The sequence below is a fragment of the Flavobacterium sp. UBA5153 genome, assembly GCA_002413745.1.
Classification (GTDB): domain Bacteria; phylum Bacteroidota; class Bacteroidia; order Flavobacteriales; family Flavobacteriaceae; genus Flavobacterium.
Window position 1 is genome coordinate 36,490 of record DHXP01000039.1, and the last position, 16,808, is coordinate 53,297.

General features: G+C 37.2%; 17 protein-coding genes. 14 read left to right on the forward strand and 3 right to left on the reverse strand.

The genetic code is table 11. From position 1 onward, the window contains the following. The 3 genes from B2145_RS08090 to B2145_RS08100 are packed head-to-tail and all read right to left on the reverse strand — an operon-like array spanning position 1 to position 6,281. Positions 1-2,553, reverse strand: a complete 2,553-nt coding sequence (locus tag B2145_RS08090) for a sacsin N-terminal ATP-binding-like domain-containing protein (protein WP_291100744.1) — start codon at positions 2,551-2,553, stop codon at positions 1-3. A 9-nt stretch (positions 2,554-2,562) separates the two neighbouring features. Continuing rightward, positions 2,563-3,603: a nucleoid-associated protein gene (locus B2145_RS08095; RefSeq protein ID WP_291100748.1), complete on the reverse strand. Its 1,041-nt coding sequence runs from the start codon at positions 3,601-3,603 to the stop codon at positions 2,563-2,565. Further along, complete coding sequence (locus B2145_RS08100) at positions 3,603-6,281, reverse strand: hypothetical protein (protein ID WP_291100751.1); 2,679 nt, start codon at positions 6,279-6,281, stop codon at positions 3,603-3,605. Before B2145_RS08100 ends, B2145_RS08095 begins: the two co-directional genes overlap by 1 nt. A 221-nt stretch (positions 6,282-6,502) precedes the next feature. On the opposite strand from B2145_RS08100, the gene B2145_RS08105 reads away from it, so the two are divergent. From B2145_RS08105 to B2145_RS08170, 14 genes are all read left to right on the forward strand, one after another. Beyond that, positions 6,503-6,808, forward strand: coding sequence for a DUF4134 domain-containing protein (locus tag B2145_RS08105; protein WP_180907674.1), 306 nt, complete (start codon positions 6,503-6,505; stop codon positions 6,806-6,808). A gap of 11 nt (positions 6,809-6,819) precedes the next feature. Further along, the gene (locus tag B2145_RS08110; RefSeq protein ID WP_291100758.1) at positions 6,820-7,149 is read left to right on the forward strand and encodes a DUF4133 domain-containing protein; all 330 of its coding nucleotides are present in this window, start codon (positions 6,820-6,822) and stop codon (positions 7,147-7,149) included. Next, the gene (locus B2145_RS08115) at positions 7,146-9,650 is read left to right on the forward strand and encodes a TraG family conjugative transposon ATPase (protein WP_291100761.1); all 2,505 of its coding nucleotides are present in this window, start codon (positions 7,146-7,148) and stop codon (positions 9,648-9,650) included. The genes B2145_RS08110 and B2145_RS08115 overlap by 4 nt, the downstream gene beginning before the upstream one ends. Before the next feature lie 27 nt (positions 9,651-9,677). Further along, entirely contained in the window at positions 9,678-10,310 is a 633-nt protein-coding gene (locus tag B2145_RS08120; RefSeq protein WP_291100764.1) for a DUF4141 domain-containing protein, read from the forward strand. Between the two features lie 2 nt (positions 10,311-10,312). After that, positions 10,313-11,308, forward strand: a complete 996-nt coding sequence (gene traJ / locus B2145_RS08125) for a conjugative transposon protein TraJ (protein WP_072938807.1) — start codon at positions 10,313-10,315, stop codon at positions 11,306-11,308. A 22-nt stretch (positions 11,309-11,330) separates the two neighbouring features. After that, complete coding sequence (gene traK / locus B2145_RS08130; RefSeq protein WP_072938810.1) at positions 11,331-11,954, forward strand: conjugative transposon protein TraK; 624 nt, start codon at positions 11,331-11,333, stop codon at positions 11,952-11,954. Between the two features lie 11 nt (positions 11,955-11,965). Then, positions 11,966-12,253, forward strand: a complete 288-nt coding sequence (locus B2145_RS08135) for a nitrogen regulatory IIA protein (protein ID WP_072938813.1) — start codon at positions 11,966-11,968, stop codon at positions 12,251-12,253. After that, positions 12,240-13,577, forward strand: a complete 1,338-nt coding sequence (gene traM / locus B2145_RS08140; protein WP_291100773.1) for a conjugative transposon protein TraM — start codon at positions 12,240-12,242, stop codon at positions 13,575-13,577. Before B2145_RS08135 ends, traM begins: the two co-directional genes overlap by 14 nt. A gap of 23 nt (positions 13,578-13,600) precedes the next feature. Beyond that, positions 13,601-14,500: a conjugative transposon protein TraN gene (gene traN, locus B2145_RS08145; protein ID WP_291100775.1), complete on the forward strand. Its 900-nt coding sequence runs from the start codon at positions 13,601-13,603 to the stop codon at positions 14,498-14,500. A gap of 21 nt (positions 14,501-14,521) precedes the next feature. Next, positions 14,522-15,082, forward strand: coding sequence for a conjugal transfer protein TraO (locus B2145_RS08150; protein WP_072938819.1), 561 nt, complete (start codon positions 14,522-14,524; stop codon positions 15,080-15,082). 11 nt (positions 15,083-15,093) lie between these two features. Further along, positions 15,094-15,543: a DUF3872 domain-containing protein gene (locus tag B2145_RS08155; protein ID WP_072938822.1), complete on the forward strand. Its 450-nt coding sequence runs from the start codon at positions 15,094-15,096 to the stop codon at positions 15,541-15,543. A gap of 109 nt (positions 15,544-15,652) precedes the next feature. Then, positions 15,653-15,946, forward strand: coding sequence for a molybdenum ABC transporter permease (locus tag B2145_RS08160; RefSeq protein WP_072938825.1), 294 nt, complete (start codon positions 15,653-15,655; stop codon positions 15,944-15,946). A 177-nt stretch (positions 15,947-16,123) separates the two neighbouring features. Further along, positions 16,124-16,435: a helix-turn-helix domain-containing protein gene (locus B2145_RS08165; protein WP_072939719.1), complete on the forward strand. Its 312-nt coding sequence runs from the start codon at positions 16,124-16,126 to the stop codon at positions 16,433-16,435. Then, positions 16,416-16,712: a helix-turn-helix domain-containing protein gene (locus B2145_RS08170; RefSeq protein WP_291100784.1), complete on the forward strand. Its 297-nt coding sequence runs from the start codon at positions 16,416-16,418 to the stop codon at positions 16,710-16,712. Before B2145_RS08165 ends, B2145_RS08170 begins: the two co-directional genes overlap by 20 nt. The last annotated feature ends 96 nt before the right edge of the window (positions 16,713-16,808 follow it).

The window sequence follows — 16,808 nt, forward strand, 5'->3', positions numbered from 1 at the left end:
CTAAACAGGGAATTTGACTATTTGAGCTTTCTTTAATAGATGTCCTAATGAAATCATTCTCGGCTTAACACCATCATCTATCCATAATTCAGATGGTTCAAAATCTAAAATATCACGCTCAGATCCATAATAAATTATTACCTCTCCATTATAAGCTGGTCTAGCAACTATGCTGATTGGCTTTCCATCTTTCATAATCCCAGCAAGAATAGTAGGCGCTGTTGTGTCATCTAGATCACTAAGATCATAGTCATTTAAATTTTGTAAATATTCAACAATACTTTCTTTGGCTTTCTGAATTAAACTTTGTACGTATACAAACATATCAGTTGTGGGCGTAGATTTGTGAGAAAATAATGAGGACAAATCTTTATCTTTTATGGCATCTTGCCATTCTTCTAAGGAAGAGATTCCCATATTTGCTAATATTTCCTCAGTTACAGGTAATAATGAATCCCGCGTAGGTTGAGTAGCGCCATTATTGTCTAATAGCTCTTGTAGTTGTTGTAAATCATTTACATTATATTGTTTTAACAGGGAATAAATCTCTTTTGCTTGTTCTATGTTTTCAAATAAACGTGGATTTTCTTGAATTGCCTCAGCTACTTTCGAAAGATGTGCTAAGTCTGTTTTGCTTCTCATTACTTTATAAAGACTATCCTTATCTTCAATAGTATTCATAAATAACTCAGCTCTTTTTCTATATGTTTCCGAAAATAGTTCTTTACCCTCGTCTGGGTTATTATCAAACCATTCTGACAAAAGGCTAATAGCTTTTATAAAATCTTGATTTTTAGGGCTGATATTCTTAAGTTTTTCATTTATCTTAGTTGCAATTTCACTTTTCTTTTTTACACCATATCGCCCAAAACTTACCTTATGATGAATCAAAATATTATTCCAATCTTCCCCAAGATGTTGTAATATTTCTATTAAATAAGGATCATTTATCTTGTCAATAAAGAGTTCGCTTTTAATCAAAAAGGTGCCATTTTCATTTGGAATAATAGCGTTCTTTTCTAATAAAGGTAGATTTACTTCATCCTCTATAATAAAACTTTCTACTTTATTAAGCCATTTAAAAGTAAGTTCTTCATCCTCTCCAAAATATTCTGATAATTTGTCTATTGATTTACAGTTTGCAATATCCTTAATCAATTCAGCAAAGGTGATTTTATTTATATCGTCCCAAATTATTTCAGTCCAGTCATGCAGATTATCTTTTTTACATACTGCTTGAGGGAAAAGATCTGATGTATATTGCCAAAGCTTTTCCTTTGTGTCTTTTGTATATGATTTTAAAGGAAACCAAAGTTCATTCAGCTTACCATGGCTTCCGTTTTCTAATTCAACAATCGTTTTTGTAAGTAAAAATTTTCTTAAAGGTATTTGAATATATTTAGCATACCATTCTGTATCAAAGTATTTTTCATCAGTTGATGGTATCTTTGTTTTAGCAATATTATAAACATTTTTAAACAATTTATTTTCTAGGTCACAAATCATCTCATTGTATAATATAAGAGCTTGCTGTAGTAAATCCTTATTTTCTATAACTTCAGAATCATTGTCACCCATTAGCCAAATACCATCCCTTTCAGTTTGGGGATTAAAAAAAAAGCTATTAACTACTATTGGAAAATGAAAATTTTCAGTCCCAATTAAAGGAAAATCGCAAAACAATTTCGGTATATCATTTAAACTTAAAACTTCAAAAACATCTTCTTTTTTTCTTACTCGTGCGGCGATTGATACTATTCCATTTGTTGCATATAATAATCTTACTATTGTTGCTTTACCATTTTTAATTTTATTGATTTTTTTGAACCCATCCACAATCTTTAGATCATTTTGGAATACAATTGATTCATCTCTTACATGATCAATTATTTCTACAGAATGTATTTCCGGGATAAATGATAAAACGTAAGGGATCAATGTTATAAACTCATCCACTCCAATTTGTGCGATTTCTTTTTGATCGTCTGAGTCTAAAGTGTAAGTAAATGAGGTGTTGAATTCATCTTCATCGTACTCTTCAATTTCACTATTTTCAGTGGAAGCATGAAAACCTTTCCAAGCATTCTCAATTTTAGGTATCAAGACAGGGGTAGTTTTTCCATTCCTGTCTAGTGGGAAGCTAAACTGGAAAAGTTTACCTCCAGTGGTCTCAACAATTCCTTTGATATGTACTTCTTTTGAAAGAAGGTGTGTAGTAAGGAATCCAGTCCCAAATCTACCAGTTCGAGTGATAACTTCACCTTCATCAACTTCTTTAGAGGATATTTGGTTTATTAGACCTCTAATATCTTTTTCAGTAAAATGATTCCCATTATGTGAAAATTCAATTTTATCATGACTATAAATTATCTGAACTGAAACTTTTCTGTCTGTTTCTGCCACGCTATCTTTTGCATTTTGCAATAGCTCCCATGCCCAACGTCCATGATTATTTTGTACTGTTTTTTCTAAATCATGGAGTCTTTTGATTATTTTATCCGCAATGGATCTATTACCATCTTCTTTGCGTCCTTCCTCAATTGATTTAATCATAAGTTTTAATTACTTTTCTTCTTCATAATAGATTTTATAATACTTCCTTCCATCTTTTTCCATGCCTTTTTCGATGAGATCCTTATTCCCATGAATATAGATGTCAAAATTCCTGTCGAGTTTTAGAACACTTTTGAAAACACGAGATTGTTTTTTTACAGCTTGAGAAGATATTTGAAAATTGTCTGAAACATCAACATTTTTATTCTCTCTATATTGTTCATCAAAACTCCTGAATGATTTAATCATTTCAGGATTATTAAAAACTTCTTCTTCGAAGCTTTCTTTCTCAAATCTGTCATGTGATTTAAAGTACTCAACTGAACGGTTTAGTAGATCTATTTTATCTGCTTTACTTACTTCAAATTCTTCCGAAAGTTGTTTTGTAACAAAGTCTTTTGTAATGGAAAGAAAATTTTTTGTAAAATGGTAATTATCTGCACTTGGACGAATACTCAAAAAATCATCTTTCCAATATTGGGTATCATTTGATTTATTAGAATCAACAATACAGACTGTATAACCTCTTTCAGCTTCAATATCAAATATAATACAACCTTTATCTAATTTTCCAATATTTACTCCATTCTCATATTTGATTGTGTAATTATCTTTTGTTGAATCAAATTTTAGAAAAACATCTTTTACTTCAGTTTTAAATAACCCTATTGCAGTGGTTTCAATACCATCCAAAAATATATTTTCAAATAAACAAATTGTAAATTCTCCTCCATTAATTTTTGGATGGGTAGAGCTTTCGTATAGATGCTTTGAGAGTTCAACAGTATTCTCATAAAAAGAATCAGTATTCGAAAATATTCTATCGATTAAAGTATATACTGCATTTAATGACAATTCCGTAGGATTAGTGAAATTAAATTTCTCATTATCCTGAAAGGAAGAAAGAAAATACTTTAGTAAATATTTTTCTGTGTCTCCTTCAACGATGTTAACTTCTCCTGATGAAACTTTTATTCTTTCATCCCTCAATTTGTTTCCAACAAAGTGAGTAGTTATATTTTGTAATTTAACTCCTGTAAAATCTATCATTACTCTATAATGTTGAATTGTTTAAGTTTCTCTAATTTTATTCTTTCAATCTCTTTTGAGAGTTCTCTTTTAAAAAGGTCTATGTTTGCCAGTTTTTTTACTTGAGGCGACATATACAAATTTGGTTCAGATTTGAAGACTCCGTCTTTTTCTGGTTTATTTTTAAGAGCATCTGAGAAGTTATATTTTACACTGTAAAACCCATTTTTTAAATTGTAGTGGTCATATTTATATGTAATATAAATTTCCTCTAATAAAAGAACTTTCTTAAAATCATCTTCCGAAATTTCATTAATTCCTGACAAATTTCTGCCTGAGAAATAAGTAATCAAATCTTTATCTTTTTTATCTTTAAATGCTTCAGGTATGTCTTCAACATCGTCAAACTTAAATTTGATTGATTTAATTTCTGGTTCTTTAAATATTGTGGATGTTACATTCGTAAAACTTAGTAAAAAATTGACACGGTCAATATTCTGTTCAAAACTCTTGAACATAATTTTAATAGTATCATCTTTAATAAAATCAGCTTGCTTAAATTCGCTTTCTACACTCTTCATTACCCTTTTAGCTATAACCTTGTCTTCACGAGATACAGTATTTACTCGATTTACTACCAAAGTATCATTTTCTTTTGTGCAAATAATCTCAATTCTTCCCCACAAAGTATTAACTGATACCTGACTAGTTGGATCTTTTCTCTCTGTACGCACGTCAAGTATATATTCATTCGGATTAGATGGATTTGGTTTAAAAATCGGTGTATCTAATAATTTCGTGTTTAGATTTTCTGTTACATTATCAAAATTTGGGCGTATTCGTTTGAACACACTTTCTAAACTTTCATTTTGCTTTATTTGAAATATCTCGTTCGTTGTATTGACAGGCCTATCTTTTACATCTATTAGCGTCTTAAAATCTTCCAATTCTTTAGGACTAAACAAAAGGACTGACATTAAACCTATTAGTTTGCCTCTGTCAGCACTTTTTACAAAAACCCCCTTTTTTGCAAGGAAAATTTTCATATCATTGGCTGTGATGGCATCAGTTTTTAGAAAAGGTTTGATAATATCTCCGTATGGAAGTATGTTTATAAAGGCTTCGTTTAAGTGCTTTGATTTTAGTTGAGTTTGAGTCTTTAACTCGTCAAATGTTTCATTTTTTACTAGAGAATTGGAAGTAGACAACACCCCGTCCAATGCCTCAGCATCTATACGATCATATTTTTTTACCTGGATTTTTTCTTCCAGAATTTCATCATCGAATGAGCGTATAGCTTCAGCTACTATATTCTTGTTTTCAAGCTCATTATAATCAGGAAAATATAGTATATACTCATTACCTAAACCACTTGTCAGCCTAATTGTTAACCAAATGAGTTTCTTCAATGAATCTTCCGAAAAAGAATCAGAACAGAAAAGAAGAATACTAATCTTGTTGCTACTTTCCTTAATTATTGGAATTATTGAACTGTTAATAAATTGTGCAGGTAACCTTGTACCTCTTTTACCTATTTGACCTGGACTTTGATTCGCTTCGGTTATTGGATATAAAAACTTTACTGTAAGATCTTCTCGATAATTTTTAGCAGTTACAATTGAACTTATCAAGAATATAGCTTTATTATTATCTACAAGATAATAGCACATTTCTTCATTGAGCCATTCCTTCTTATAGTTATCTTTTGCATGGTGAATAAAATCTTGATTTACCTCCGAATTTTCTGTTGTGAGCCAGAAAAGTACATTATGATATTCTGTTGATGAATTTCTTTTAATTGGTACCTTCTTCTGTAGTTGCAAATCACCCAAAATTTTTTCTGAGCTATATAAATAATTCTGGATTTCCTTTTTTGATGATGAAGGATAGTTAAGATCATGAATAGATGTTACCAAAATGGCATCATCTGTATCAGCCTTTAACTTACTTTCAAAATCTCCAAAAAGATCGACTTTAAATTCGTCATCCGTTTCTGTTTTATCATTGTAGACTTTTAAGGTAACGTCCTCATTGAAATTAGTCCATCCTATCAAATCTAAAATTTTCTTTGCAATTCTAAAATTAAAAGATTTACTTTCATTAGGAGCAGGACTTGCTAATACCGCAAATGGATTAGTTTCTATTTGTCTTTCAATAGCGGAAATCCAATCTAAAAGTTGTTTATCAAAATCTTCTCTGGTAACTTCTTTGCCTGTAATTGAATTTGTACCAAAGTGCATGGTAAGGGTTTTAACTAAAATTTCCCTTACTTTAGACGAAATCTTTGATCTCCCATGTTTTTCATAATAAGCATCAATTTTTGTTGAAGCAATGTCAATAAGATTATTAGTATCTAAAGATTGTACTTTTGAAATTTTTACATTATCAATCGAATCACTTTTGAGAAGTTTCTCTTCTGGATGCCCTACAACAATCAATTCATACTCTTCTATATTTGGAGAGTTGGTAGTTAAATCATTACTCCATTTTTTAGCATCGCTTAGCCGAATGATATTTTGAGAAGATTTTACTTGACAAACTTTTACCTTATCTGGATAAACCCATTTGATATCAACTTTTTCAGATTCATCTAATGGTTCTAAAGTAACTTTAGACCATTCATTATCCGATTCTAATGCGTCTAATACACAGATAATAGTTTGTATTAGATAACCCCTTATTCCTGCATTACCTCCCATGTTTTAGTTATGTATAAGTTCTTAAGAAGTTTTATGTTTTTACTCAATTTAAATCAAAAATTATAAAACAGCCAATATACTAAATTTTACACTTAGTAAGCCACTTACAGCCAAACAATTCCTTTGACTGCCACTTTTTTAGACTGCCTCAATTTCCATAACACCTTTGTCCCGAAAGCCTACAAGGTGTGGGTCAAGGATTAAATTAATGTGTTTCAATTATGGAAAAACAAAGAAAAAAAGTTTTGTTGACAGCCGTGGCTATGCTGTCAGGAATTGGTGCATTCGCACAAGGAAACGGCACGGCTGGCATCAACGAGGCTACCCAAATGGTAACGTCCTATTTCGAACCCGCAACCCAATTAATTTACGCCATCGGTGCGGTGGTCGGGTTAATCGGAGGTGTTAAGGTGTACAACAAATTCAGTTCGGGCGACCCCGATACAAGCAAGACTGCGGCTTCGTGGTTTGGTGCGTGTATCTTCTTGATCGTTGCGGCGACTGTTCTGCGTTCATTCTTCCTTTAATCTTTTGCCTTATGAATTACAATATCAACAAAGGCATAGGGAGAACGGTGGAATTTAAGGGGCTGAAAGCACAATACCTGTTCATTTTCGCTGGTGGACTGCTTGGTACGCTTATCCTGGTAATGATACTGTATATGGCAGGCGTAAACTCTTACGTCTGCCTGCTGTTCGGGGCAGGCGGTGCTTCGCTGATTGTGTGGCAGACCTTTTCACTGAACAGGAAGTACGGAGAACACGGACTAATGAAAATCGGAGCAGGAAAAAGACATCCCCGATACATCATCTGCCGAAAGCCTGTACACCGCTATTTAAAATTCACTCCTAAATCGAATGCCCTATGAGAAACGTATCAAAGACAACAACACTGGAAAACAAATTTCCTTTGTTGGCAGTAGAAAACAACTGCATCCTTTCCAAAGATGCAGACATTACCGCCTGCTTTGAGGTTCGTTTACCGGAACTGTTCACGGTAGCTTCTGCGGAATATGAAGCCATTCATTCCGCCTGGCACAAGGCTATCAAGACTTTACCGGATTTTACAGTCATTCACAAACAGGATTGGTACATCAAAGAAAACTACGCTCCCGATTTGGCAAAGGAAGACCAAAGTTTTTTGGCTAAATCCTACCAACGCCATTTTAATGAGCGACCGTTCCTAAACCATTATTGTTACCTGTTCCTGACCAAGACCACTAAGGAAAGAATGCGGATGCAAAGCAACTTTAGTTCGCTTTGCAAAGGTACGCTGATACCAAAGGAAATCAGGGACAAGGAAACGATACATCGCTTTATGGAAGCCGTTGCACAGTTTGAGCGTATCGTGAACGATAGCAGTTTTATATCGCTCAAACGCCTTACCGAAGACGATATCATCGGAACGGAAGAAAAGCAGGGATTGTTGGAACAATACCTTACGCTTTCGAGGGAAGCCGGAACACCGATGCAGGACATCGCACTCGGACCAGAAGAAGTTCGTATCGGAAACAAAAGATTGAGCCTGCACACCTTGTCCGATACAGACGATTTGCCAGGAACGGTATCGGCAGATACCCGTTTTGAAAAACTATCTACCGACCGGAGCGACTGCCGTTTATCGTTCGCTGCTCCTGTTGGATTGCTGTTAAGCTGTAATCATATTTACAACCAATATTTATTCTTGGATAACAGTGAAGCTAATCTCCAAAAGTTTGAGAAGTCCGCAAGGAATATGCACTCTTTGGCAAGGTATAGCAGGGCAAACCAAATCAACAAAGAGTGGATAGAAAAATACCTGAACGAAGCACATTCGTTCGGTCTTTCTTCCATAAGGGCACACTTCAACATTATGGCGTGGTCGGAAGATCCGACAGAACTTAAACAATTGAAGAACGATTGCGGTAGTGCGTTGGCACTAATGGAGTGTAAGCCCAGACACAACACTACGGATGTAGCCACTTTATATTGGGCAGGAATGCCAGGCAATGCAGGCGATTTTCCGAGTGAGGAAAGTTTTTACACATTTATAGAGCCTGCGTTGTGTTTCTTCACAGAAGAAACGAATTACCACAATTCGCCCTCTCCGTTCGGTATCAAAATGGCTGACCGCCTGACCGGAAAGCCTATCCATCTGGATATATCGGATTTGCCGATGAAACGTGGTATTATCACGAACCGCAACAAGTTTATACTTGGCCCGTCAGGTTCGGGAAAATCTTTCTTTACAAACCATATGGTTAGGCAATATTACGAGCAGGGTGCACACGTGCTGTTGGTGGATACAGGTAATAGTTATCAGGGCTTATGCGAACTCATCAAAGGAAAAACCAAAGGCGAAGACGGCGTTTACTTCACTTATACAGAAGACAACCCGATTGCCTTTAACCCTTTCTATACCGATGATGGCGTGTTCGACATTGAGAAGCGTGAAAGTGTCAAGACTTTGATACTGACACTCTGGAAACGTGATGATGAACCGCCAACCCGTTCAGAAGAAGTAGCGTTGTCCAATGCCGTAAGCGGTTACATCGACCGTATTAAACAGCACAGCGAATTTCCTTCCTTCAATGGTTTTTATGAATATGTAAAAGGAGATTACCGCAAGGTATTGGAAGAAAAACAAGTTCGTGAAAAAGACTTTGACATCGCCAATTTCCTTAATGTATTGGAACCCTATTACAAAGGTGGCGAGTATGATTATCTGTTGAACTCCGATAAGCAGTTAGACCTGCTTTCCAAACGCTTTATCGTGTTTGAAATTGATGCGATTAAAGACCACAAAATCCTTTTTCCCATCGTGACCATCATCATTATGGAGGTCTTCATCAACAAAATGCGCAGGCTCAAAGGTATCCGTAAACTCATACTAATTGAGGAAGCGTGGAAAGCCATTGCCAAAGAAGGTATGGCAGAATACATAAAATATTTGTTTAAAACCGTCAGAAAATTTTTTGGTGAAGCTATTGTCGTAACGCAAGAGGTCGATGATATTATCCAGTCACCCATCGTCAAAGAAAGTATCATCAACAATAGTGATTGCAAGATCCTTTTGGATCAACGCAAATATATGAACAAGTTTGATGATATACAGGCAATGCTGGGGCTTACGGATAAGGAAAAAGGGCAGGTACTTTCTATCAATATGAACAACGATCCAAGCCGACTATATAAAGAGGTTTGGATAGGTTTAGGTGGTACACATTCGGCAGTTTATGCCACCGAAGTTAGTTTGGAGGAATATCTCGCATACACCACCGAAGAAACCGAAAAACTGGAAGTGATGCAATTAGCTTCCGAATTGGACGGCAACGTAGAACTCGCCATTAAGCATATCGCAATGGAAAGGCGGGACAAAGCAAATCAATAGTCATTAACATTTTAAAATTCAAGAACAATGAAAAAAAATCTTTTTATGGTGTGTACGGCACTAATGCTCGCCGTAGCACCGTCAGCGAAAGCACAATGGGTAGTAACCGACCCTACCAATCTGGCATCTGGTATTCTTAATAGTGCGAATGAAATTATACAGACTTCCTCCACGGTATCGAATGTAATTAAAAATTTCAAGGAAGTGGAAAAAGTGTATAAACAAGGTAAGGAGTATTACGACAAGCTACAAGCTGTAAATAATCTCGTAAAAGATGCCCGTAAAGTACAGCAAACTGTTTTGCTGGTGGGGGATGTGTCCGAAATGTATGTACAGAATTTCGGTAAGATGATGAACGACCCAAATTTTTCTGCACAGGAATTGGCCGCTATCGCCAACGGCTATTCGGCACTACTGAATGAAAGTACCGAACTGCTGAAAGAACTCAAACAGATTGTAAGCTCATCAAGCCTTTCGCTGAACGACAAAGAGCGTATGGATATTATTGATAGAGTGTACAAAGAAGTAAAAGAATACCACAATTTGGTACGCTACTACACCAATAAGAATATCTCCGTGAGCTTTTTGAGAGCAAAAAAACAGAACAATACCAAAAGAGTACTTGACCTCTACGGAACTCCTAACCAAAAATACTGGTAGATATGGAATTTCAAAATCTTCACGAAGTCCTACGCTCATTATATGATGAGATGCTTCCACTGTCCGCCGATATGGCGGCAGTGGCTAAAGGAGTAGCAGGTTTGGGAGCTTTGTTCTATGTCGCCATAAAAGTATGGCAGGCTTTGAGCAGAGCTGAACCCATTGATGTGTATCCTTTGCTCCGTCCGTTTGCTTTAGGGATTTGCATTATGTTTTTTCCAACTATGGTACTGGGAACAATCAATGCCGTGTTAAGTCCAGTAGTACAAGGCACACACACAATCCTCGAAAATCAGGTGCTTGACCTCAACGATTTACAGGCTAAAAAAGACCTGTTGGAACGGGAAGCGATGTTGCGAAATCCCGAGACGGCTTATCTCGCTTCTGACGAAGAATTTGACAAGAAGCTCGAAGAATTGGGCTGGTCGCCCTCTGATTTGGTAACAATGTCGGGAATGTATATGGAACGTGGTATGTACAGTATGGAACAGACTGTAAAGAATTGGTTTCGCAATCTATTAGAGGTACTATTTCAGGCAGCAGCTTTGGTTATTGATACCATACGGACGTTCTTTCTAATCGTCCTGTCCATACTAGGGCCGATAGCTTTTGCGATAAGCGTGTGGGATGGTTTTCAGGCTACACTCACACAATGGCTGACCCGATACATCAGTGTTTACCTGTGGTTGCCCGTGGCAGACTTGTTCAGTTGTATGCTTGCCAAAATACAATCCCTCATTATCGAAAAGGATATAGAAATGCTTGCCGACCCGAACTATATCCCCGATACATCCAATACTGTGTACATCATTTTTATGATAATCGGTATCGTGGGTTACTTCACTATCCCTACGGTAACAGGCTGGATTATTCAGGCAGGCGGTGCAGGAAACTTTACCCGTAACGTAAACCAAACGGCAATGAAATCAGGCAATATAGCTGGAGCAGGAGCAGGTTCAACAGTTGGAAATATCGGTGGCAAGTTAATGGGAAAATAAAAAACAATCAAATCATTTAAAAATGGAATTTAAAACACTCAGAAATATCGAAAACAGTTTTAGGCAGATACGGCTATATGCCATTTTATTTGCCACACTCTGTCTAAGCGTGGTAGGATTTTCAATATGGAAATCGTACAGCTTTGCAGACGAACAACGCCAAAAAATCTATGTGCTGGATAATGGGAAATCGTTGATGCTTGCCTTATCGCAAGATGCAAGCATCAACCGACCTGTGGAAGCAAGGGAACACGTCAGGCGTTTTCACGAGCTTTTCTTTACGCTTGCTCCCGACAAGAATGCTATCGAAAGTAATATGAGCAGGGCATTCAACCTTGCCGACAAAAGTGCTTTTGACTATTACAAAGACTTGTCAGAAAAGGGTTATTACAACAGAATTATTTCTGGTAATGTTCAGCAACGCATCGAGGTCGATAGTGTTGTATGCAATTTCGACACCTATCCTTATGCGGTGCACACCTACTCCAAACAGTTCATTATCCGTTCGAGTAACGTAACCAGACGTAACCTAATTACTTCCTGCTATCTCGTAAACTCTGTCCGTTCGGACAACAACCCGCAGGGCTTCAATATTGAAAAATTTGCGGTGATTGAAAACAAGGATATAGAAGTAATTGAACGTTAAAAGCTAACGATATGAAAAAAATCAGGGAAAATATGGACAGATACTTTGACAAACTGGACGAACATTGGCGGGCATTGCCCTTGCGAAAACAGCACCAATACACGCTTTATTTTTTTGTGGGGTATCTACTGCTTACCGCAGGTGTCATTTGCAAAGTAGGGTACGATACCTCAAAGTCTGGTAACGATATGATCATTAAGCATATCGAAAACCCTGTCCTCAAAAAAAGTGAAAGTCCTGCAAGATTGCAGGACACATTATTAACAATTCTAAAAAATAAGATTTATGAAAGAAAATGAGAACAAAAAGTCGGTTGTTCGGGTAACCGAGGGGAACCCGTCAGCAACTGCTGATGTACTGCAAGACGGTACACAGAACAAAGTCGAAAAACTCAAAAAGCCACTCCTATTTGTTTTGATGGGTGCCGTGTTTCTCGGCTGTATGTACCTGATATTTAAACCGTCTTCCGATAAAAAGGAAATTGAAAATATCGGATTGAACGATGAAGTACCAGAGGCTACCGGAGCAGGAATGCCTGCCAACAAAGGCAAGGCGTATGAGCAGGAAATGCTAGAACATAAAGAGCAGGAAAAGCGTAATGCTTTAACTACACTTTCTGACTATTGGAATACCGAAGACAAAGAAGAACCGATAAATGAACAACTTCCTGAAGAAGAAGAAAGCAACAGCAATGGAGGTGGCAGAAGTTCGGGAAGAAACGGCAATCCTGTATTAAACAGTTACCGCAATGCACAAAGTACATTAGGTTCATTTTATCAGGATAACAATTCGGAAACAACAGAACTCCGTAGGCAACTGGACGAGCTGAAAGAAAAGCTGGCTGAAAAAGAGGTGCCTAAATCTGTAACCGTTGATGACCAACTTGCCCTAATGGAGAAATCCTATCAGATGGCGGCAAAGTATCTTCCAACGAGTACAAATTCGACAGCAACTCCACCTACTAAAAGTGCAGGTACAGCTACGACAGGTTCAACTCAAAAAGAAAATTTTGTAGCATTTACGCCTGCAAGGAAAAACACAATATCAGCATTGTACCGTGAGCCTACCGACAGTACTTTTTTAGCCGATTGGAGCGAAACAAGAAACCGAGGATTTTACACTGCTGGTTCTATTGAGCAAGCGGTACAACCGAAAAATAGTATCAAAGCCTGTGTACACGATGCACAAACAGTTATTGGCGAAACGGGAGTAAGATTACGATTGTTAGAACCTGCCCAAACGTCTGGACGTACCATTCCGAAAGGAACGATTGTAACGGCTAATGCCAAAATTCAGGGAGGACGATTACAGTTAAAGGTTACTTCCATAGAACTGGACGGAAACATCATCCCGGTGGAGATTACGATTTACGATTTGGACGGACAGCAGGGCTTGTACGTTCCGTATTCGCCGGAAATGAATGCCCTTACCGAAATGGCGGGCAATATGAGCCAGCAATCCGGGACGAGCCTGATGCTTACCCAATCAGCAGGACAACAGGTTGCGGCTGATTTGAGCCGTGGTGTTGTACAGGGTATTTCGGGCTATTTCGCCAAAAAAGTACGAACACCAAAAGTTACCCTAAAGGCAGGGTATCAGGTTTTCCTTGTATCCAAACAATAATGTTGAACTCAATAAATAAAACAATGAAAAATCTTTTTAGAACATTCTGGGCATCTGCCCTGACCATCGGCTATGCCGTAACCTCTTTCGCACAGGACAGTGCAAATGCAAAAACTCCGCTTGCTTTGGGTAAGATAGAACCGTACCGTATGGAAGTTACCTACGATAAAACTTCACACCTGATTTTTCCGACTGCCATACGATACGTGGATTTGGGAAGTGAGTTCCTAATTGCTGGAAAAGCGGAAGATGCTGAAAATGTATTGCGTGTAAAAGCATCGGTAAGGGATTTTGAAGCGGAAACTAATTTTTCTGTTATCACGAATGATGGACGTTTTTACAGCTTCAATGTGCATTACAGTTCCTGTCCCGAAGCGTTGAGCTATGACCTGCTGACAATGCAAAAGGCAGTGGACAAAGAAAACGGAAACGACGTCCTTTTTGAAGAATTGGGGAATAATTCGCCGTCATTGGCAGGCTTGCTTTTAGAAACCATTTACAAAAATGACAAACGTATTGTAAAGCATATTGGGGCCAAAAGTTTCGGCATTCAGTTTACCCTCAAAGGCATCTACATCCACAACGGAAAATACTATTTCCATACAGAATTGAAAAACCTTACCAATGTGCCTTTTGGGATTGATTTTATCAATTTTAAGGTAGTAGATAAGAAAGTCGCAAAACGTACCGTAGTACAGGAACACCCGATGATACCACTTAGGACATACAAACCATTGGACGAGATTGGTGGAAAAACGACCGAACAAAACGTGTTCCTGTTAGACCAATTTACCATTGCCGATGACAAGGTACTGCTGATTGAGATTTTCGAAAAGAACGGTGGCAGACATCAAACGCTTCAGATAGAAAATTCCGATTTAATTAAAGCTCATTTGATTGACGATATGCACCTGAAATTTTAATAACCTTTTAAAGTAAATAATATGAAAAAGTATATCTATACCGTGATGTTCCTCTTTATGGTCATCACGGTTACACAGGCACAAAGAATGTTGCCTAAACAGAAAGGACTGGAGGTAAATGTTGGGATATTGTCCGATGATAAAATCGGTAATGACTACTACATCAATATTGGTATGACCGTAAACGGTAAAAATGGCAATTACCAACTTTGGGCGTTGGAATATACGCACCAATACCAAAATTATAAAGACCTCCGCATACCGCAGGAAACCTATACTGCCGAGGGCGGTTACAGTTTCTTTCTGTTGGGTGATGCCCGTAAGAACATCACGCTAAACTTTGGAATAACAGGCGTATTAGGTTACGAAAGTATCAACCAGGGCGAAACAATGTTGTATGACGGGGCAAAAATATTGAGCGAGGATAACTTCATCTACGGAGCTGGCGGACGGTTCACTTTTGAAACGTACCTGTCCGACCGATTTGTGTTAGTCCTGCAAGGACGTACAAAGGTTCTATGGGGTACGGATTTGGAACAATTCCGACCGTCAGCAGGTGTTGGATTAAGGTTTAATTTTTAAAAACAGAAACAATGATAGCAATATTCAATAAATTCAGAATAGGATTACTGCCAATATATGTACTCTTGGCAATCCTCACAGCTTCGGTTTCTTTAGTATCTTGTAGCAAAGACGATGAACTCGAAATACAAAACGATTTTCCTTTCGAGGTAAACATAATGCCTGTACCTACAGCTATTGCCAATGGGCAGACGGTAGAAATACGCATTACTATACAACGAACAGGGAATTACAGCAACACGCAATATTTTCTCCGTTACTTCCAATTTGACGGACAAGGTACATTGCGGTATTATGACGAACCGCCGTACCTGCCGAACGATTTATACCCGTTGCCTGTGGAGCAGTTCCGGTTATATTATACTTCGGCTTCTTCCGTATCACAATCCTTTGAGGTTTGGATTTCGGACAGCTTCGGGAACGAGAAAAAATTGAGCTTTAAGTTCAATAGTAGTGATTAAAAGCGATTGTAAAAAAACAAAACCGACTACATTAGGTCGGTTTTTTGCTTTTCGGCTTTCGATATAGATGTTTTTGTTTAAATTTACTTGATTTATAATCTCAATAAGTATGAATGCAGTTACTTCTCAATTAGTGTTAGGTATTATTCCTCTTGTTACGGGGATAGGGCTTGTCTATTGGATAAGCCGTAGAAAATTTTATAGGCGTAATGCGGTTGGTGCAGAGGGATTTTCTAGCTTTGAAGCATCTGTATTTACCCGTTTTATAGAACGAATCGGTAAATGGGTTGCCTACGCTTTGATTATCATCGGTATTCTTCTTATTTGGTCATATACACAAATGAAAAAAGACAAGGAAAAACAGAAGCAGAAAGTTAAAACAGAACAACCTGTCCCACGCTGACACATATTCTTCTGATAATTTAAAACAAAATCGGATAGCCTTTTGGGTTATCCGATTTTTTATTTGTGGCAAAAGTAAACTGCCAAATACTACCTTTCAAAGCCAACAGGTGCAACATTTCCGAACCTTGTAATAAGCCTTTATAAATTCGACTTTCACAGAAAAATGGAGCAAGCTATGGAAGTTATCGCAATACAAAAATCCGTATTTGACGGAATGAAAAATGAGTTTAAGGAACTTTTGGAACTGACCGAAAATGCCACTCGTAAATATACCTCGATTTTCAAAGAAGAGAAATGGCTGGATAACCAGGAAGTGTGTTTAATGATGAACATTACCAAACGTACTTTGCAAACCTATAAGGACAAAGGTTTATTGCCTTATTCCAAACTGAACCGCAAAAATTATTATAAACTCTCGGACGTACAGGCTTTGCTCGAAGCTGGACAACCATACAACACCAATGACAATGGATTTACTGACGAATGAAGCCGAAGAAATCATTGAACAACAGCAGATGATAATGCAGTTGAGAAGCCGTATCGAAGAAATATTAAAGAATTACCGTCCTGTAATGAACGGAGAAATATACTTCTCTGGTCAGGAGGTATGTAAGTTGCTACACATTAGTAAGCGTACTTTACAACAATACAGGGATGATAAAATACTTCCTTATATCCAGATAGGCGGTAAGATTATTTTCAAGCAATCAGATATACTCTTAGTACTTGAGCAAAATTATATAAACAACGCTAAATGCTTGTAAAAGTTCTTTATTCAATCGTTGAAGTCTGATTGTGTATCATTAGAGAGTTTAGTATCTTTGTAGCAATATATAGAAAAATCTTAAAGTGTTTTTACT